Source organism: Cupriavidus sp. D384 (assembly GCF_001652915.1).
Taxonomy (GTDB): Bacteria; Pseudomonadota; Gammaproteobacteria; order Burkholderiales; family Burkholderiaceae; genus Cupriavidus.
In genome coordinates, this window is record NZ_BBQI01000009.1 from 191,583 (window position 1) to 210,722 (window position 19,140).

General features: G+C 61.4%; 21 protein-coding genes and 1 pseudogene. 12 read left to right on the plus strand and 10 right to left on the minus strand.

Annotated features, from left to right (window positions below; all coding sequences use genetic code 11):
• Positions 1-341: 341 nt before the first annotated feature.
• From A9J21_RS04230 to A9J21_RS04275, 8 genes are all read left to right on the plus strand, one after another.
• On the plus strand, positions 342-956 hold the full coding sequence (locus A9J21_RS04230; RefSeq protein ID WP_066732214.1) for a glutathione S-transferase C-terminal domain-containing protein: 615 nt from the start codon (positions 342-344) through the stop codon (positions 954-956).
• 308 nt (positions 957-1,264) lie between these two features.
• Entirely contained in the window at positions 1,265-2,266 is a 1,002-nt protein-coding gene (locus tag A9J21_RS04235; protein ID WP_231906797.1) for a hemagglutinin repeat-containing protein, read from the plus strand.
• 246 nt (positions 2,267-2,512) lie between these two features.
• Positions 2,513-2,929 carry a hypothetical protein gene (locus A9J21_RS04245; protein WP_066732219.1) on the plus strand — a complete coding sequence of 139 codons (417 nt, stop codon included), beginning with the start codon at positions 2,513-2,515 and terminating at the stop codon, positions 2,927-2,929.
• A 39-nt stretch (positions 2,930-2,968) separates the two neighbouring features.
• Entirely contained in the window at positions 2,969-3,217 is a 249-nt protein-coding gene (locus tag A9J21_RS04250) for a hypothetical protein (RefSeq protein ID WP_066732221.1), read from the plus strand.
• Between the two features lie 4 nt (positions 3,218-3,221).
• A complete protein-coding gene (locus A9J21_RS04255; RefSeq protein WP_066732223.1) occupies positions 3,222-3,557 on the plus strand; it encodes a DUF596 domain-containing protein in 336 nt (111 codons plus the stop codon).
• A 260-nt stretch (positions 3,558-3,817) separates the two neighbouring features.
• Positions 3,818-4,201 carry a hypothetical protein gene (locus tag A9J21_RS04260; protein ID WP_156545655.1) on the plus strand — a complete coding sequence of 128 codons (384 nt, stop codon included), beginning with the start codon at positions 3,818-3,820 and terminating at the stop codon, positions 4,199-4,201.
• 1,079 nt (positions 4,202-5,280) lie between these two features.
• Complete coding sequence (locus tag A9J21_RS04270) at positions 5,281-5,754, plus strand: hypothetical protein (RefSeq protein ID WP_156545658.1); 474 nt, start codon at positions 5,281-5,283, stop codon at positions 5,752-5,754.
• Between the two features lie 214 nt (positions 5,755-5,968).
• Positions 5,969-6,376 carry a hypothetical protein gene (locus tag A9J21_RS04275; protein WP_066732231.1) on the plus strand — a complete coding sequence of 136 codons (408 nt, stop codon included), beginning with the start codon at positions 5,969-5,971 and terminating at the stop codon, positions 6,374-6,376.
• On the opposite strand, the pseudogene A9J21_RS30635 reads toward A9J21_RS04275, so the two are convergent.
• The 6 genes and pseudogenes from A9J21_RS30635 to A9J21_RS04300 form a co-directional block, all read right to left on the minus strand.
• Positions 6,355-6,666: pseudogene (locus tag A9J21_RS30635) on the minus strand (RNA 2'-phosphotransferase); the annotation flags it as partial. The gene A9J21_RS04275 and the pseudogene A9J21_RS30635 sit on opposite strands and share 22 nt — an antisense overlap.
• Before the next feature lie 112 nt (positions 6,667-6,778).
• Positions 6,779-7,858, minus strand: a complete 1,080-nt coding sequence (gene mnmA, locus A9J21_RS04280) for a tRNA 2-thiouridine(34) synthase MnmA (protein WP_066732233.1) — start codon at positions 7,856-7,858, stop codon at positions 6,779-6,781.
• Complete coding sequence (locus A9J21_RS04285; RefSeq protein WP_066732235.1) at positions 7,855-8,397, minus strand: NUDIX hydrolase; 543 nt, start codon at positions 8,395-8,397, stop codon at positions 7,855-7,857. Before A9J21_RS04285 ends, mnmA begins: the two co-directional genes overlap by 4 nt.
• Before the next feature lie 59 nt (positions 8,398-8,456).
• On the minus strand, positions 8,457-9,365 hold the full coding sequence (gene dapA, locus A9J21_RS04290; protein WP_066732236.1) for a 4-hydroxy-tetrahydrodipicolinate synthase: 909 nt from the start codon (positions 9,363-9,365) through the stop codon (positions 8,457-8,459).
• Complete coding sequence (locus A9J21_RS04295) at positions 9,352-9,672, minus strand: hypothetical protein (protein ID WP_066732237.1); 321 nt, start codon at positions 9,670-9,672, stop codon at positions 9,352-9,354. Before A9J21_RS04295 ends, dapA begins: the two co-directional genes overlap by 14 nt.
• A gap of 141 nt (positions 9,673-9,813) precedes the next feature.
• Positions 9,814-10,608: a TorF family putative porin gene (locus A9J21_RS04300; protein WP_066732238.1), complete on the minus strand. Its 795-nt coding sequence runs from the start codon at positions 10,606-10,608 to the stop codon at positions 9,814-9,816.
• A gap of 341 nt (positions 10,609-10,949) precedes the next feature.
• On the opposite strand from A9J21_RS04300, the gene A9J21_RS04305 reads away from it, so the two are divergent.
• The 4 genes from A9J21_RS04305 to A9J21_RS04320 all read left to right on the plus strand — a co-directional run bounded on the left by A9J21_RS04305 (position 10,950) and on the right by A9J21_RS04320 (position 15,294).
• Positions 10,950-12,074, plus strand: a complete 1,125-nt coding sequence (locus tag A9J21_RS04305; protein ID WP_066732241.1) for a Re/Si-specific NAD(P)(+) transhydrogenase subunit alpha — start codon at positions 10,950-10,952, stop codon at positions 12,072-12,074.
• A 144-nt stretch (positions 12,075-12,218) separates the two neighbouring features.
• Positions 12,219-12,551 carry an NAD(P) transhydrogenase subunit alpha gene (locus tag A9J21_RS04310; RefSeq protein ID WP_066732243.1) on the plus strand — a complete coding sequence of 111 codons (333 nt, stop codon included), beginning with the start codon at positions 12,219-12,221 and terminating at the stop codon, positions 12,549-12,551.
• Positions 12,551-14,023, plus strand: coding sequence for an NAD(P)(+) transhydrogenase (Re/Si-specific) subunit beta (locus A9J21_RS04315; protein WP_066732245.1), 1,473 nt, complete (start codon positions 12,551-12,553; stop codon positions 14,021-14,023). The genes A9J21_RS04310 and A9J21_RS04315 overlap by 1 nt, the downstream gene beginning before the upstream one ends.
• Before the next feature lie 221 nt (positions 14,024-14,244).
• A complete protein-coding gene (locus A9J21_RS04320; protein ID WP_066732247.1) occupies positions 14,245-15,294 on the plus strand; it encodes a two-component system response regulator in 1,050 nt (349 codons plus the stop codon).
• A 64-nt stretch (positions 15,295-15,358) separates the two neighbouring features.
• Here A9J21_RS04320 and A9J21_RS04325 read toward each other — a convergent pair whose 3' ends face one another.
• The 4 genes from A9J21_RS04325 to A9J21_RS04340 form a co-directional block, all read right to left on the minus strand.
• A complete protein-coding gene (locus tag A9J21_RS04325; protein ID WP_066732249.1) occupies positions 15,359-16,645 on the minus strand; it encodes a class I SAM-dependent RNA methyltransferase in 1,287 nt (428 codons plus the stop codon).
• A gap of 68 nt (positions 16,646-16,713) precedes the next feature.
• Positions 16,714-17,319 carry a 2-hydroxychromene-2-carboxylate isomerase gene (locus A9J21_RS04330; protein ID WP_066732251.1) on the minus strand — a complete coding sequence of 202 codons (606 nt, stop codon included), beginning with the start codon at positions 17,317-17,319 and terminating at the stop codon, positions 16,714-16,716.
• Positions 17,320-17,354: 35 nt separating this feature from the next.
• Positions 17,355-17,777 (minus strand): CopD family protein, encoded by a 423-nt coding sequence (locus A9J21_RS04335; RefSeq protein WP_066732253.1) that lies wholly within the window; start codon positions 17,775-17,777, stop codon positions 17,355-17,357.
• 18 nt (positions 17,778-17,795) lie between these two features.
• Positions 17,796-19,076, minus strand: coding sequence for a glutamate-5-semialdehyde dehydrogenase (locus A9J21_RS04340; protein ID WP_066732255.1), 1,281 nt, complete (start codon positions 19,074-19,076; stop codon positions 17,796-17,798).
• Between the last annotated feature and the right edge of the window lie 64 nt (positions 19,077-19,140).

Below are 19,140 nucleotides of genomic sequence, written 5' to 3' on the forward strand. Positions count from 1 at the left end.
GGGGGCGCTGGGAACCACGCGACAAGGCCCTGATGCGGCGAATCCGCCGCATCGCCCTGCCGATGCAAGGGCCGGTTCGGCAGACGGCGCAAGCGCCGCGCCAAACGCGCAACGCGGGATTTTACCATCGCGCCATGGCGCTGTGCGGGTCGCCGTGGGGGCCAGCCATCCAAGCGTGCGCAAGGCCGCATTGATGGCGCATTCCCGACACTCCGCATGTATACTCGCGCTCGCCCATCCATTAGCCTGTTATGAAGTCCATCGGGCACGCCGCGGCGCCTGCCAGCGCACCCCGTGCCACCGAGCGCCGATGCACTTCATAACAAGCTCAAGGGGAGAACATGAAGCTGTATGCGTCCCAGACCAGCCCGTATGCGCGCAAGGTGCGCGTGGTGCTGGCGGAGAAGAAGATCGACTACCAGATGATCGAGGAGAACGTCTGGTCGCCCGACACCATCATTGGTCAGTTCAACCCGCTCGGCAAGGTGCCGTGCCTGATCATGGAAGACGGTGGCGCGATCTTCGATTCACGCGTGATTGCCGAGTACGCGGACACGCTGTCGCCCGTCAGCCGCCTGATTCCGCAGGGCAGCCGCGAGCGCATGGAAGTGCGCTGCTGGGAAGCGCTGGCCGATGGCCTGCTGGACGCCGCCCTGCTGGTTCGCCTGGAAGGCACCCAGCGCCAGCCCGCCGAACGCAGCAAAAGCTGGGTCGCGCGCCAGCGCGGCAAGATCGATGCCGCACTGGCCGCCATGTCGAAGGGCCTGGCCGACAAGCCGTGGTGCACCGGCATCCACTACACCCTGGCCGACGTGTCCGTGGGCTGCGCACTGGCCTACCTGGACTTCCGCTTCCCCGACATCGCCTGGCGTGACCAGTACGCCAACCTGGTGGCGTTCCAGGACAAGATCGAGAAACGCCAGTCGTTCATCGACACAGCGCCGCCGGCGGCGTGACCCTGCGGCAAAAAGTGCCGCATTTCTGACACACATCGTCAGCGCGATACAACGGTAGACGTATTTTTACTGTTCGCCGGAAATCTTCAAGATTTCTATGATTTCCGGCCATCGCGCTCCCCGCTAACGTCCCGCGCTGATCCGGCGCGTGGACGGTCAGTGGACGCAACGTCCACCACCCTTCCGACAAGCACACCCATCTTGCGCCGATCCAACGTCGGAGCGGGATTGTGGGTCATCACAGGGTCACGACAAGACATCTCGATACAGGTCACTCGCGTGCGCGATGGCGGCTGCGCGCACCCGGCGTGCTCACGGCGCTCGCGCCACTGGTCCAACTCATCGCACTCGGCCTGCCGACGGCCCTGCCCGGTCCTGTCCTGGCGCAGCCCGGCCCGCACCCAGCGGCAACATCGCCCGCTACCCCGGAACTGTTGCGCCAGCAGGATCGCGAGCGCGCCCTGCGCGAACGCATGGAGGCGGAGCCCGAAGCCCGGCTGGAGCGACCGGCAGCCACCGCCGCCGAAACGCTGCCCAGCGATGAAACGCCCTCGCCAGTGATCTCGATGGCACAGACCGCGCAGCAGATGTCGCGCGCGGCGAGCCAGACGTCCGATTCCCGCATGAAGGCGCTGGCAGGGGTCACCACCGCACTGGCCGCGACGAACGCCGCCGACGCGATCAAGGCGGATCCCAAGGCCGCGGGCGGCATCGGCGTTTCCGTGTCGCTCGGTACCAGCCAGAACGACAGCCGGACCACGACCCGCAGCGATAAGGCCGCCGGATCGACCATTGCAGCAGGCGGGGACGTACGCATTCGTGCGACCGGAGCGGGAGTCGATTCGACCCTGACGATTCGTGGCAGCGATGTCAGCGCAGGAGGCAATCTCGGCCTGAAAGCCGCCGGCAAGGTGGCGCTGCTCGCGGCGAAGAACACCTCGGACATGGACCGCAAAAGCAGCGGCTCCAGCGCAGGGTTGGGCGTATCGGCGCAGATTGGCGCGAAGGGGCCGGCGCAGGTCGGCGTGACGGTCAGCGCGAGCGGATCACGGGGCAACGGATCCGGACAGGACGTGACATGGCGGAATACCCATGTCAACGCCGGCAAGACGCTGGTGATCGAATCCGGCGGCGACACGACGCTGGCCGGCGCGGTGGTGGGCGAAAACCGCGTCGTGGCCGGCATCGGCGGCAACCTCAATATCGAAAGCCTGCAGGACCTGCACGGCTACCGCAGCAAGGACCGGAGCCTGGGCGGCAGCCTGACATTCGGCGGCGGCGCCGTATCGGGCAGCCTGAATCGGCGGTGACGATCCGGGATGGCGACCAGCAACAGGCCCTGACCGGCCAATCGATCGACGAAGCCCTGGCCAGCTACGGGAGCCAATTGGAATTCTACAGAGAGGAGACCAGCTCCACTTGGATGGTTTGCACAAGAACCATCTCGAAGTCTTCGACAAACGAGGGAACGTGCGCGTTGTATTGAATTTGGACGGAACGGTGAATCGAGAAAAAACTGCTGCAGCGGAAAGGACGCAAACTAAGGAATTAACACCATGATCGACTTGAATGCACTGAGGGATTCGCTGATAGCTTTGGCAGGCGCGCACGGGGTGACGCGCGAGGACATGGCGGACGGGTGGAATGAGGAGGAGGGTACGTCCCAATGGCGCATGAGCTACAAGGCCGATCTGAATCAAGGCCTACGACGAGATATCCAGAAACTCGTGGGATTTTCAGGAGTGTGCGAGATGGCACGGAGGGATAACGATACCTTGGCTATGCGAGCAGCACTAATAGATATGCGTATTTACGCGATGAATGTGGGTTCGGCATTCGATGCACTGGCGGAGGATATCCGAAAAATCTCCAACTTAAAATACGATGAACCGGGCAGTCTGCGATTTCCGGACCCTTACTATTTTCCAGACCAGTATCGCGAGGCATTTCCCGATTTGGACTTGAATACGTAGGCAAGAGCTTCGGCTTTCCAACCTGAATCGAGACACTTTATGGTTAGTGTATTCGAACTTTTTATGAAAAGATTCCCCCAACATACCCTGGCTGGCGATGCTCCGGTGATGCATGCGGCCTCGAATGTCTGGCTGGCGAAACTTCAGAATGGCGAAACAGTAACATTGCGCTCTGTTTCAGGTTCCGCGTCGGTTACCGGGGCTCGCTGGACCATTGATTTGCTCGGCAGTAAGGAGCTTGACCAACTCGCCCAAAAGAAAAAGCAATTTGAATTGAAGTTTAGGTAAAAAGATGATTTCCAAGACACGATACAATTTTATCATTTTCAATTCAACGGGAATGGGACTTGATGCCATTTGGTTTTATATAAGTCAGGATGCACAATCTTACGACGACCGAAAGGCATTGTTTCTTTGGGCGCTCAAAAAAATGCTAGAAGAGAAGAAAATTCTCCTCGCCAAACAAGGACATTTGCTCACATGGAGTATCGAGGAGACATTATCAAACTTCCAAATAGCATTCCCGCAGGACGACGAGAATCTTAATAATGGAGTTTGGTTCTTCACCGACGAATGCCCGGCGGGAATCGGGTGGCGTATGCCCGGTGGATTTATCGATTGGAATTAGCCCATTCGGCCACCAAGAGTCTCGATGAATACTGCAAACTGGGAGCGTGAGTTTGCCGCAAAAAGATGGGCGCCAAGTCGAATCACTTCGGGTGCAAGCTTGCTGGCGAATGGGCCCCAGCCGGCGGGGACATCTGGATGACCTGGCCCTGGACGCGGAGGCCCGCCGTACGCAGCAAGCGGGAATATTTCCACATAACTGAATTTTCGTGCTCCGTACAGGACGGAAGGAAAACGAAAGCAAAAAGTAAGGTACGGCTCATGAAAAAATACGGCGCATTCCGTCACAATCTCCTTCCACGCTCGCCCCTCCGCTTTGACAGGCTCGAGGACATCAACGGAGATCTAATAGTAGAAATTTCGGATGGCGCCGATTATCGACTTTCCATCCGATTTGATGGATATATTTTTTACTCCAAACAAGACGAGGGGGATGCACTTCGCACGCTGGAAGAAATTAACAATTTCAACTTGCTCGGCACACCAGTAATCAGAGCCCAAGACAGCAGTTTACTGAACTGGTTGTCAACCGAAACCTTTGCGATACGGAAAGTTGATGAAATGATCCATTTTATCATCCTGACTGATAACGACGTAATTAACGTACTGTGTTTTGACGAACCGCTCATTACTCGCCACCATTAAGACAACGGAAAATTCCAATAAATTTTCGATTATTTAATGGCGAGCGTTGGATTCCAGAAGTTGAATCACGAAAAAACAGGCTATCCGAGACAACGCATCGATCATTCATATGGTCCCATTCACCGATTGTTAGCGTAATGGCAGCACGACTATCGCCAATCGAGTAAGGCAAGCAATGCAGCTGAGCCGTTCGAACAGCCGCTGGCGGACTTCTTGGACGCGCTTACCGATCGAAGTAAATTCCGAGCCAGAATCATTCATTGACTAATTGCCATGACCGAAGCATACGAGGTCGTACTTGGTGGAGTACCAGAAGTCCACCTGAATGAGATTCTTGAATTATTGTCCTTTCGAACTGCGAGAGTAATTTCTCCCTCTCCTCCCTGCCAATATGCACATGACTTGTTAGCAACTGCCCTCAATGAAATACAGAAAAACGAGGGCAATGATTGCATGTCCATAAACTTGCATTCATTTCATCTAGCGAGACCTTCGCTCATCCCTATGATTCTTCTTCGGATCATAAAATTTGAAAATATCTACGACGTCGAACTATCGTTCGGTGAACCGTCAACTGCCAACGCAAATATGATTATGCGGGACATGTACAAATTCGCGAACGGGCTTAGGAAGAAATTCCATATACATGAGGTTTATGGCGGAATGGAACCAGCAATCGACATGAAAACCAGATTTTTCACGAACAGGGCGACGGGTCCGCTACCATTCGATTAACGAAACGTCGCCTGACTATTGAGATGGCATCAATCGAAGACTCGACGCTTACCGCCGGACCATTAGCGATAGTAGATATCCGACATGCGATTAGGACGGATAATCGGCGGGAAACCGCCCACCAAATCCGTACCAATCGATAATTGCGAGGGCTGCTGGCGTGCCCAAACATCAGAAGGCGGTTGGATAACGTTCAGGCCCGCTGGGCAGGCTAGTAAGGATACATTGCCGACGACCGCTACGGTTGAAATTAACGACCTAAGTATCAACACTTTGAATTCATCGCCGAAAGGCAAGCCAAGTATATTGAAGCTTAAATTTCCACGCTAGGACCGGCTATGAAGATGTCACCAATCGAAGCCTCGACGCTTCAGGATTATCTGTACCTGACAACCTTGGATGCCTATTGTCCAGATGCATTCATTGGAGGGCGGCAGCCAGCCCCGATCAACGCTCACGAAATATGGCAATTCGCAGTGGAAATGATATATCGATGTCTGCGATGCAATTTGTTACATCTTGACGAGAAATGGATTATTTCCCACGACATAGATGGCCATTATGGGTTCGCACGCCACCTAGCAAATCACAACCCATTCGATGCCAAGGACTTTGAAAAATATGGTGCGCTATATTGGATCGAACCTGAATTGACCGCATCAGAAGAGACGAGGGATTTGATAGAAAATTTTCACATCGACTTGTCATCAAACGCCTGCGAACCCCTCATGGAGCGCATCGAAGGTTCATTTGAAAGACACGGGATGAAATTTGGGGAGATATTGATTCCCATCGACATGGAAAAGGGGAAGCGGTAATCGTTCGATGAATCGTCAACTGCCAACGCAAATATTATTATGCAGGACGTGCACAGATTCACGAACGTACTTAGGAAGAAACTTCACATACATGAAGTTTATGGCGGAATGGAACCAGCTATCGATATGAAGACCAGATTTTTCACGGGGGTTTTGCAAGTAGCAACCCTTATGGCTCATCGGAAGCACCTAGTATCAAAGGAAAAAAATAATCATGAACTATCTATTCAATTCCCCAATTTTGCCACCCGGATTTATCCTTCCGAGAGAATATATAGAGCTCGTTACTTTCAATCGGCTTCCAGACTTGCAGCCATGGAGATTCTTAGCGAAGGATGTTCCCGCCTCCCTATCCTATTACGGCAGGATGCTGCAAGGATTTCCGGAACGACCGCTAATCCCATTCGCCATGATCGACGATCAGACTGGCTTCTATAACGATGGGTGGGTGGTGCTGGCGTGTTTTGACGGGACGGACACGTCGGGTGAGCCGTCTGTCTTCGTATACGACTATGCCACGCCAAAGACGCTGCCGTGGGAAAACCTCTCTTATGATAATTTCACTACCTGGATGGAAGCCGCTCAGGTCGAATCGCTCAACTATAAATCCGAACTGTCTTGATCAATAAATCTGGCAGCCACCCAATCCGTCAGCCAGACGTCATTCTCGGCTTGGAAGAACTTAATCCCCTCCAACCTCATCTTGGAAGCCGCGATTTTCAATATCACCGGACTACCATACCGCTTTCCCACGGCGATGGCGGTTTCCCGGTCGGCCGAAAGATGGACGTGATGGCGAGATCCGGGGACCAGGCCATGCTCCATGATGGAAGGCAGGAAACGAGTCGCCGTCCCGTGGTAAAGAAAGTCGGGCGGCTCTTTTTCCGCATGTTTGAGCTGGACGCTGACCGTTGAATGTCCTTGAGGTCGCTAGAGTTCATGGTGCGATATTTGTCGTGGATACCCGGGGCTGAACGAACCAAGCAAGCCTTCTACAACAAAGAAAGTGCCTTGACCCTTTCCCCTACCGAATAATCCCCCCACCCAGACAAACCTCCCCGTCATACAACACGGCGGACTGTCCAGGCGTCACCGCCCACTGCGCTTCGTCGAACGAAAGACGCAGTGCATCGCCTTCCGCCGTCACCACCGTGCAGGGGGCGTCGCTCTGCCGATACCGCGTCTTGGCGGCCATCGTTGCGCCGGCGAGCGGGGGTTCTCCGGCCACCCACGACAGGTCGGCTGCGTCGAGTTCGGGTTTCAGCAGCCACGGGTGGTCGTGGCCTTGCACCACGTACAGCGTGTTCGATGCCATGTCCTTGCGGGCCACGTACCACGCGTCGCCGCTGCCGTCCTTGCTGCCGCCCAGACCGATGCCCTTGCGCTGGCCCAGCGTGTAGAACGCCAGGCCGATGTGTTGGCCGACGACCTTGCCTTCATCTGTCACCATCGGGCCCGGCTTGGTCGGCAGGTAGCGATTGAGGAAGTCCCGGAACGGGCGTTCGCCAATAAAGCAGATGCCGGTGGAGTCCTTCTTCTTCGCGTTCGGCAGGCCGATTTCGGCGGCGATCTCGCGCACGCGGGTCTTCGGAATTTCGCCCAGCGGGAACATCGTGCGCGACAGTTGCGCCTGGTTCAGGCGGTGCAGGAAGTAGCTCTGGTCCTTGGTGTGGTCGAATGCCTTGAGCAATTCGAACTTGCCGTTGGATGCCTGGCGCACGCGCGCATAGTGGCCCGTGGCAATCAGTTCGGCGCCCAGCGACATCGCGTGGTCCAGGAAGGCCTTGAACTTGATTTCGGCGTTGCAGAGCACGTCCGGGTTCGGCGTGCGGCCGGCCGAATATTCGCGCAGGAAATCGGCGAACACGCGGTCCTTGTATTCGGCGGCGAAGTTGACGGCCTCCACGTCCACGCCGATCACGTCGGCCACGGACGCCACGTCGAGCCAGTCCTGGCGCGTGGAGCAATACTCGCTGTCGTCATCGTCTTCCCAGTTCTTCATGAACAGGCCGATGACCTCGTACCCCTGCTGCTTGAGCAGCCATGCCGTGACCGACGAATCCACGCCGCCCGACATGCCCACCACCACTCGCTTGCCGCTCACAGTGCTGCCCCCGATGACTGCCCCGCCGCTGCGGCCACGGCCGCGTCGGTAGCGCTGGCGATGGCGGTGGGATGGGTGTGCAGCAGGTCCAGCGCAAAGCGCTTGCCGGCCAGGTAGTCGTCGACGCAGGCCATTACCAGCGGCGAGCGATGGCGGTCGGCGCAGGCACGCAGTTCCTCGGCTGTCATCCAGACGGTGCGGACGATGCCGGTGTCCAGCTGGCGGCCGGCGTCGAGCGAACCCAGGTCGCCCGTGAACCCGAAGCGGATGTAGGTGGTATCGCCACCGTCGCGCGACGAGCGGCCGCGGCTCATGTAGCAGCCAAGCAGCGCGCGCGGTTCGAACGTGTGGGCGGTTTCTTCGAGCGTTTCGCGGACAACGGCGCGGATCAGGCTCTCGCCAGGCTCCAGGTGGCCCGCGGGCTGGTTCAGGCGCAGGCCATCGGCCGTTTCCTCTTCCACCAGCAGAAAGCGGCCGCCGCGTTCAATGACGGCGGCAACGGTGACGCTGGCAATCCATTCACGTGACATGATGCACATTTTTTAAGCAATCCGGCATTTTACCGGTTGCCGTTGGAACGTGCATTGCGCGCGGAGTTTCAGGCGGCCTCGGCCGTGAGCATCGGGGGCAGCAAGGCGATGGCCGCGTCGATGCGGGCCACAAGTGACTTCGACGCCGGTGTCAGCGGGCGGCGCACTTCTGCCGTGGTCATGCCGGCCAGCGCCAGCGCGGCCTTCACGGGTGCGGGATTGGGCTCGGCGAACATCAGCCCGATCAGCGGCGACAGCTGCCGGAACAGTGCCCGGGCGGCCTCGTCGCGGCCGGTGCGCGCCAGATGCAGCAGCCGCACGAACAGGTCGGGCCGCACGTGTGCCGCAGCCGGCACGATGCCCTGGCCGCCGCGCAGCAGGTGGTCGAGCATCGACGCATCGTCGCCGCAATACACGCCGATCAGGTCCTGCATGGCAAGCGTGCGCATGCCGGCGGAGTCGCATTCCTTGACGGCCACGATCTGCGGATGGGCGGCCAGACGCCACGCCAGTTCCGGGGAAATCGTGCAGCCGGTGCGCCGGGGCACGTTGTAGAGCATCAGCGGCTTGCCGGTCTGGGCCGCCACGCTGCGCATATGCCAGGCGATGCCTTCGTCCGATACGCGCAGGTAATACGGCGGGGGCACCAGGTAGCCGGCCAGTGGCAGGCGGTCGAGCCGGCGCACCTGCTCGCATACGGCGTGGGTAGCCACGCCGCCCACACCTGCCATCACTGGCAGCGTGCCACCGACGGCTTCGAGCACGGCCGCCGTCAGCATGAATCGTTCGGCATCGGTCAGCAGGCCGCCCTCGCCTGTCGTGCCCAGCACGATCAGGCCATCGACGCTGGCTGCGGCGTAGTGCGACGCCAGGCGCTGCGCTGCATCCAGATCCACCTGGTCATTGCGCAACGGCGTGACCATCGGCAGCCAGAGGCCGTCGGCAATCGCGCCGCGCTGCGGGTCAATGCGTGCCATGGTCGTCTCCGAGCACCGTGGCCACGCCGAATTCGGCAGCGGGCAAGGCCGCCATGATGGCGTGCATGGCGGCGTCGCGGTCGCCGCGTTCCACCTCCACGTGCAGCGTGGTCTCGCCGTTGCGATGGTCCACTTCCACCACGTAGATGCGCGCCATGTTGCCAATCGCGCGATGCAGTGTCTGGCGCAGCGCGAATACCTGTGACGACGAGACGGCCAGCCGCAGGCGAATCCATGGATCCTGGGCAATGACACGGCGTCGCGGAACCGATGCAAAGGCCATGGCGAGACTCGATGACTGTCGCATGAAGCGATGATCCGCGCGGGGCGGATCGTCTGTTGAACATGGCTCCATGCTAGGGAGAGCGGCCTCAATTTGATGCAGCGTTTGGCCGGCCCGCCATCAAGAACGCGTAAAGACGCAGGCGCTCCGGCGGGCCTGGGGCGCTCAGAACGTCTTCGTGATCGACGCGAAAGCCGTGGCCTTGCCCAGATAGCGCCCGCGCGTGTTCGTGTAGGCGGCCTTGCTGGCGTTCGTGTCGATATAGGCGACGGCCAGCGCGAAGCCGTTGCCCAGGTCCTTCGTCAGGCCGATCTTCCAGTCGGTGTACGACGCATCGCTGAAATGCTGCACGCCCTGGTAGCCGACATGCGCGTTCAGCGTGAGTCCCCACACGTTCAGCGGCAGGTTGGCCGTCAGGTCGACGTAGTAGCTGTTCTTGCTGTCGGCAAACCCGAACAGGTTGGTCACGGCGTGCGAGTACTTCAGGAAGACCGGCCCCCACCCGATGCCGGCATACAGCTCGGTGGTGTAGGGGCGCGTAGCCGTGTAGCCGCCCGGATAGTAGTACTCGAGCACGCCCAGGTCGTAATTGAATTCCTGGTCGGCCAGCTTGAACGTGTTCTTGAAGCCGCCATAGAAATCCATCTCGACGGGCGCGGACACAGACGCGTCGGCGTCGCCAAGCCAGCTGATACTCGAGTTCCAGTTGCCGACGTAGAAGCCGCTCTCGTGGGCATAGTCGAAGCCGCCCTGGATGGCCGGGCGCCGGTCGGTCTGGCTGATGCCGCGGTAGCGGTAATCGGATACCACGGACACGTTGGCCGTGAATGTATGCGGCGATGCCGGCTGGGCATTGTCGGGGGAAGCCTGTTGCGCGAATGCACTGCAAAACGGGGTGGCAAGCAGGATGGCGGCGGCCAGCGTGGCCGGCGCCGAGGTCATCAGGCGGGTTGCGATCATCGATGAAAAAACGTGGGCGTAGTGGGGAAAACGCCTCGAAAGAGACGTGAACGCCACGATACGCAGCCGCGCATCAAATCGGCATCAAGAATTCAGGTGATGCCGATGTCATTTCATCAATAGCAAATATTCAAGGTAATACGATGTGCATCAAACAAGCCATTTCATGAGCAGAAAAAATGAGTTTCGGTCAAAGCACATATACCCGACCGGTGAGTCACCACCGAACGTAAGTTTCGGGTAAGCTGCGCAAAAATTGACGCATTCTTTTGCAATGCATCAACGGGCGAGGACGTTGGCCCGGCCAGATTACGAACGACGCCAGACAGGAGAAATTGACGATGCATATCGGTATCCCGCTTGAGACGCGGGCAGGTGAGACGCGTGTCGCCGCCACCCCGGAGACCGTCAAGAAGTACATTGCGCAAGGCCATCAGGTGACGGTGCAAGCCGGCGCCGGCGTGCGTGCCAGCATTCCCGATGCCGCATTCGAGGCGGCCGGCGCCCGCGTAGGCTCCGCAGCCGACGCGCTGGGCGCCGAACTCGTGCTCAAGGTGCGTGCACCCGACGATGCCGAGCGCGGGCAGATGAAGCCCGGCTCGGTACTGGTCGGCATGCTCAATCCGTTCGACGTCGAGAACAACGCCCGCATGGCCACCGCGGCCGTCACGGCGTTCGCGCTCGAAGCCGCACCGCGCACCACGCGCGCGCAGAGCATGGACGTACTGTCGTCTCAAGCCAACATTGCCGGCTACAAGGCCGTGCTGGTGGCCGCGCACCACTACCAGCGCTTCATGCCGATGCTGATGACCGCCGCCGGCACCGTCAAGGCCGCCCGTGTGCTGATCCTCGGCGCCGGCGTGGCGGGCCTGCAGGCCATCGCCACCGCCAAGCGCCTGGGCGCCGTGATCGAGGCCTCCGACGTGCGTCCTGCCGTAAAGGAACAGATCGAATCGCTGGGTGCCAAGTTCCTGGACGTGCCGTTCGTGACCGACGAGGAGCGCGAGATCGCGCAGGGCGTGGGCGGCTATGCGCGCCCGATGCCGGCCGACTGGATGCGCCGCCAGGCCGAACTGGTGCACCAGCGCGCCACGCAGGCCGACATCATCATCACCACGGCCCTGATCCCCGGCCGCCGCGCCCCGGTGCTGCTGACCGAGGACACCGTCAAGCAGATGAAGCCCGGTTCGGTGGTGGTCGACCTGGCCGCCGCGCAAGGCGGCAACTGCCCGCTGACCGTGGCCGACGAAGTGGTGGAACGCCACGGCGTGGTCCTGATCGGCCATACCAACCTGGCCAGCATGGTGGCGGCCGACGCGTCCGCGCTCTACGCGCGCAACGTGCTCGACTTCCTGAAGTTGATCGTCGACAAGGACGGCCGCTACACGCTGAACCTGGAAGACGACATCGTTGCCGCCTGCCTGATGTGCAAGGACGGCCAGGTAGTCAGGCAACAGGCCGCCTGACATTCCCGTCTGAAGATGCCGCGGCGCTGAAAAGAGCCCAGCGCCACGGCCCGCCGCGTCCCCGGCAAGTTTGATCCTGCAGTTTCAGCCCGCCTGCGCGGACGCGACGCTCGGCAGTATTCAAAAGCAACGGAGGAGAAGTCGATGGAGATGGTGAACCACACGGTGATCAACCTGATCATCTTCGTGCTGGCAATTTACGTGGGTTACCACGTGGTGTGGACGGTCACGCCCGCGCTGCACACCCCGCTGATGGCCGTGACCAATGCAATCTCGGCCATCATCATCGTCGGTGCCATGCTGGCAGCCGGCCTGACCGAAGGCGGCGTGGGCCGCGTGATGGGCACGCTGGCCGTGGCACTGGCCGCGGTGAACGTGTTCGGTGGCTTCCTGGTGACCCAGCGCATGCTGGAGATGTTCAAGAAGAAGGAACCCCGCGCCAAGGCCGGTGCCGAAGCCGCCAAGGGAGGTGCGTGATGGAAGGCATCAGCATGAACCTTGTGACGCTGCTGTACCTGGTGGCGTCGGTCTGCTTCATCCAGGCCCTGAAGGGGCTGTCGCATCCGGCATCGGCCCGCAAGGGCAATGCGTTCGGCATGATCGGCATGGCGATTGCCGTGGTGACCACGCTGGTGCTGATCGTCAAGCTCAAGAACGAGTTCCTGGCAGTGGGCGCTGCACAATCGTCGGTGGGCACCGGTCTGGCGCTGATCTTCGGCGCGCTGGTGGTGGGCGGCGGTATTGGCGCCTACGTGGCACGCAAGGTCGAGATGACCAAGATGCCCGAGCTGGTGGCCGCAATGCACTCGCTGATCGGTCTCGCTGCGGTGTTCATCGCCGTGGCAGCCGTGGCGGAGCCCGCCGCGTTCGGCATCACGCCGGCCGGCACGCACCTGATTCCGCTGGGCAACCGTATCGAACTGTTCATCGGCTGCTTCGTGGGCGCGATCACGTTCTCGGGCTCGGTCATCGCGTTCGGCAAGCTGTCGGGCCGCTACAAGTTCCGCCTGTTCCAGGGCGCGCCGGTGGTGTTTCCCGGCCAGCACTGGCTGAACCTGCTGCTGGCCATCGCCATGATCGGCTTCGGCGTGATCTTCTTCATGTCGCAGTCGTGGCTGCCGTTCCTGATCATGCTGGCGATCGCCTTCGTGCTGGGCGTACTGATCATCATTCCGATCGGCGGCGCCGACATGCCCGTGGTGGTGTCGATGCTGAACTCGTACTCGGGCTGGGCGGCGGCGGGCATCGGCTTCTCGCTGAACAATCCGATGCTGATCATCGCCGGTTCGCTGGTGGGCTCCTCGGGTGCCATCCTCTCGTACATCATGTGCCGTGCGATGAACCGCTCGTTCTTCAACGTGATCCTGGGCGGCTTCGGTGCCGAGGCATCGTCAGCCGGCCCGGCTGGCGCGCAGGCGCAGCGCAACGTGAAGTCCGGCTCGGCCGACGACGCCGCGTTCGTGATGAGCAACGCCGAAACCGTGATCATCGTGCCGGGCTACGGCCTGGCGGTGGCCCGTGCGCAGCATGCACTTAAAGAATTGACCGAGAAGCTGACCGAGCACGGTGTGACGGTGAAGTACGCCATCCACCCCGTGGCGGGCCGCATGCCGGGCCATATGAACGTGCTGCTGGCCGAAGCCGAGGTGCCGTACGACCAGGTGTTCGAGATGGAGGACATCAACAGCGAATTCGGCCAGGCCGACGTGGTGCTGGTGCTGGGCGCCAACGACGTGGTCAACCCGTCCGCCAAGACGGATCCGAAATCGCCGATCGCCGGCATGCCGATCCTGGAAGCCTACAAGGCCAAGACCATCATCGTGAACAAGCGCTCGATGGCCGCCGGCTACGCGGGCCTGGACAACGAGCTGTTCTACATGGACAAGACCATGATGGTGTTCGGCGACGCCAAGAAGGTGGTGGAGGACATGTTCAAGGCCGTGGAATAAGCTGCCGTTAATGTCAGGTAGTGGCCGTCAGGCCCGCAGTTCTGCCGAGTGAATAAAGCAACGCGCAGACCTGTAATCAATAAAATCGAAGTAGTGCGGCCAGCAACCAACGCTGGCCGTTTCCTTTTGCGTGGTCTGGTTGCGCATGCAGATGCAGGCGCTATACTGGCTTGCCCCGTTCTTTTTCCCCCTTGCGGCCGGCGGCCAGATTTGATCGCACCATGACATTCCCCGCGCACGACCGGAACCTGTCGGTTTTCCATCACCCCGTACTGACGGTACTGGTGGACGATAGCAAGTCGTTTATCGACAGCCTGGCTTTCCAGATGGATGCATCGCGCGCGGTGGTCAGCTTCACCGATCCGCGCGACGCGCTGACATGGATTCGCGAAGCATATGCCACGCGCCATCCTGCATTCCTGCCGGTGCGTGTCACGCACGACGACCTGACCTTCCTGTCCGAGCGCCGCACGGTGCAACTCGATGTCGACCGCATCCATCGGCAGATCCACGACGTGCATCGCTTCCTGCAGCCGGGCGTGGTGGTGGTTGACTACTCCATGCCGCAGATGGACGGGCTCGAATTCTGCCAGGCGCTGGAAGACCTGCCGTGCAAGACCATCCTGCTGACCGGCACGGCCGATGAAAGCATCGCCGTGCAGGGCTTCAACCACGGGCTGATCGACCGCTACGTGAAGAAGCACGATCCGAACATGGTCGCGCGCCTGAACGACGAAATCGATGCGCTGCAGCAGCAGTACTTTGCGTCGATCTCCCGCACGCTGCGCGATCTGCTCACGCGCCATTCTTACTCGTTCCTGTCGGACCCGATCATGGCCGACCGCGTCCGCCAGACGGCCGCGCGCTATGGCTTCATCGAGTACTACCTGTTCCCGAACCCGGTGGGGATGCTGCTGCTGACCGCACAGGGCCATGCCACGCTGATGGTGATCGAAACCCGCGCCGGACTGATGAGCCAGGTGGAATCGGCCGAAGCCTACGAGGCGCCGGCGGCGTTGATCGAGGGGCTGCGCGAGGGCCGTATCGTGCCGTTCTTCTGGCCCGGCAACGGCATGTACACACCGGCCTGCGTGGACTGGGAACAGTATTGCCTGCCCGCAGAGCGCTGCGAGGGCAACGAGGAATACTTCTACGCACTGTTCGACCTGCCGCGCCACATGCTGCAGGAACCGGTGGTCAGCCTGCAGAGTTTCCTGTCGGAATTCTCGCGCAACGGCACGGCGATGACTGGCCGAAACAAGCTCGCATAAGCCTGCACGCGGCTTGCTCCTTTCCGCCACAGCGTGCGGAAAAGGAGAAGCCGCTTCTCCTGCATCAATCCTTCTTCGGGTCTTCCTTCGGGCCGTCCTTCTGCCCTTCCCGATTTCCCCCGCGGACCATGTCGAAGCGGAACAGCCGGCATTCGATATTGCCGTTGTAGAGCGGCGTGCGGCGTGATTCCTTCAGACGCAACCGCTTGGGAATGGTCAGGTCACCGGTGAACACCCAGGCCTGCCATCCCGCGAAATTCTGCTTGAGCGTCGTGGCAAAGGCGCTGGCGAACTGGTTGGCGGCGGCCTCTTCCGCTTCGTCCGGCGGGGCGTCCTGCATGGCATCGCGCCGACTGCCGCGCACCGCGATACGCTCGCCGTACGGCGGATTCATCATCATCAGGCCCGGTTCGGCAAACGGCGGCTGCACGAAGCGGGCATCCACCTGTTTCAGCGCCACATCGTCGGGCAGCCCGGCGCGCCGCCAGTTGGCCTGCGCCATCGACAGCATGTCGGTCGAAATATCGGAACCCGCGATCTGCAGGCCTGCCGTGCGGCTGGCGGCGGATTCGCGCGCGCGTTGCGCATCGGCACGCAATGCCTGCCAAGCCCGGGTGTCCGCGCCCTTCAGCCATTCGAACGCAAACGTGCGGCCCACACCCGGCGCAATACCCAGCGCCACCTGAGCGGCCTCCACCAGGAACGTGCCGCTGCCGCACATCGGATCGAAGAACGGCCGGTTGGTCTGACCGGGCACCCAGCCGGCCAGGCGCAGAATGCCGGCGGCAAGGTTTTCCTTGAGCGGTGCCTCGCCCTTTTCCATGCGCCAGCCGCGCTTGAACAGCGGCTCGCCCGTGGTGTCCAGGTAGAGCGTGCAATCGGTCTCGGTCAGGTGCGCGTAGATGCGGACGTCGGGGCTGACCGTATCGACGCTGGGGCGAGCACCCAGGCGCTCGCGCATGGCATCGCAGACGCCGTCCTTGACACGCAGCGCCGTGAAATTGAGGCTGCGCAGCTGCGACTTGTGGGCGGTGATGTCCACACGCAGCGTCTCGTCGGGCGAGAACCACTGCTCCCAGCGCTGCTGGCGCGTCAGCGAATAGATATCGTCCTCGTGGCGGTAGCCGCGCTGTGCCACGCGCAGCAGCACACGGCTGGCAATCCGCGAATGCAGGTTGACCGCATAGGCCGCGGCCATCTCGCCCGAAAACGTCACGCCGCCCGGCATTTCGCGATGCACCTCGAACGGCGCCGCAGCCACCACGGCCGGGTACTGCGCAATCTCGCGCAGCTCCTCGGCCAGTGCCGGTTCAAGGCCACGCGGGCAAGGAGCAAAGAAGGCTTGGGTCATGGCGAGTCATTCCTGAAAACAAAAACGTCCGCAACGCGGACGGGTAAGGCGTGGATCCGGTTTGCCGATCAGCCTGCCGCCAGGGCGCGGTCGAGGAAGTCGAGCCGGTCCTGGCCCCAGTACGGTTGGCCGTCATGGACGAACCACGGGGCGCCGAACACGTTGGCGGAAATCGCATCCTGCGTGTTCTGCGCATAGGCGGCCTGCACGGCCTGCCCTTCGCTGGCCTTGAGCAGGCTGGTGCCGTCGAGGCCGTTCTCGTCGGCAATCTGCGCCAGCGTGGCCGAATCGGCAATATTGCGCTGCTCGGCCCAGACGGCCCGCGTGATGGCGCCGGTCAGCGCCAGCGCCCGGGCCGTGCCGTGCGCCAGCTGGGCCGCGATGATCAGCTTGGCCGCCGCATCGCCCGACACCGGGAAGTACGTCGGATGCAGGTTCAGGGGGATGCCCAGGAACCGGCTCCAGCGCTCCAGTTCGACCAGCCGGTACGCCTGGCGCTGCGGCGGACGCTGCGCCAGCGGCAAGCCGCCCGACACCGAGAAGACCTTGCCCAGATCGGCCGGCTTCAGCAGCACCTGCGCCTGGTGGCGGTTGGCGATTTCCACAAAGCGGGCATGGCCCAGGTAGACGAACGGCGATTGCGGCGCCAGAAAGTACTCGACCTGCTTGCTCATCACGACCTCATCGAAAACAGTAGGAACCCGACAGCTTAGAACGGCTTTACGACAACCAGAATCACGATCGCCAGCAACACCAGCACCGGCAGCTCGTTGAACCAGCGATAGAACGTGTGCGAGCGGGTATTGGCGCCGCGCTCGAACTTGCGCAGCAGCACGCCGCAGCCGTGGTGGTAGCCGATCAGCACCAGCACCAGCGCCAGCTTGGCATGCATCCAGCCCTGCCCCGTGCCGCGCCCGATGCCGTAGCCGAGGTAAAGCCACAGCCCGAATACCACGGCCGGCACCGCCAGCATGGTCATGAAGCGGAACAGCTTGCGCGCCATCAGCAGCAGGCGGCGCACGCTGGCCGGATCGGTTTCCATCGCCAGGTTGACGAAGATGCGCGGCAGGTAGAACAGTCCCGCGAACCACGAGACGACGAAGAGGATATGGAAGGCCTTGACCCAGAGCATCTGCGTTCCCGTCTTCCCTTATGTACGCACTTCGCCGTGACCGAACACGACATACTTGAGCGACGTCAGCCCTTCCAGCCCCACCGGCCCACGGGCGTGCAGCTTGTCGTTCGAGATGCCGATTTCAGCGCCCAGGCCGTACTCGAAACCATCGGCAAAGCGCGTCGACGCGTTGATCATCACGCTGGCCGAGTCCACCTCGCGGATAAAGCGCATGCCGGTGCTGTAGTTCTCCGTCACGATCGAATCGGTGTGGGCCGAACCGTAGGTGTTGATGTGCGCGATCGCGGCGTCCAGGCCGTCGACGGTCCGGATGGCAAGCACCGGCGCCAGGTATTCCAGGCTCCAGTCTTCCTCGGTGGCGTCCACCAGCCCGCTGAAGCCGGCGGCTTCCAGCGTGGCGCGCGTGTCGGCGCAGACGCGCAGCTCCACGCCCTTTTCCCGGTAGATGCGGCACAGCGGCGGCAGCACGGTGGCGGCAATCTGGCGCGACACCAGCAGCGTTTCCATCGTGTTGCACGGCGCGTAACGCTGCGTCTTGGCGTTGTCGCAGATGCGCACGGCCTTTTCCACATCGGCGTCGTCGTCGATGTAGACGTGGCAGATGCCGTCCAGGTGCTTGATCATCGGCACGCGGCCTTCCTCGATCAGGCGCGCGATCAGGCTCTTGCCGCCGCGCGGCACGATCACGTCGACGTACTCGGTCATCGTGATCAGGCGGCCCACGGCCGCGCGGTCGGTGGTCTCGATGACCTGTACGGCCTCGGCGGGCAGTCCTGCGCCAGCCAGCCCCTCGGCCACCAGCGCGGCCAGTGCGGTGTTCGATTCGATCGCTTCCGAGCCGCCGCGCAGGATCGTGGCGTTGCCCGACTTCAGGCACAGCGCCGCGGCGTCGATGGTCACGTTGGGACGCGATTCGTAGATGATGCCGATCACGCCCAGCGGCACGCGCATCTGTCCCACCTGGATGCCCGTGGGACGGAACTTCATGTTGCTGATCTCGCCAATCGGGTCGGGCAGCGCGGCAATCTGTTCCAGACCGGCAGCCATGGTGTCGATGGCCCTGTCCGACAGCGTCAGGCGGTCGACGAAGGCGGCGTCCTGGCCGTTGGCGCGCGCGCGCTCCACATCGCGGGCGTTGACGGCCTTGAGCTTGCCGGCATCGCGCCGGATGGCCGCGGCAATCGTCAGCAGCGCACGGTTCTTGTCGGCCGTGGAGGCACGCGCCATGGCGCGCGATGCCGCGCGGGCCTGCTGGCCAACGCGGTTCATGTAAGCGTGGAGATCGAACTCGGTCATGATGGTGTCCGGGCCCAGCCCGGTCTACTGTGGGTGCCGCGATGTCGAGTCGCCGGCGCGGCTC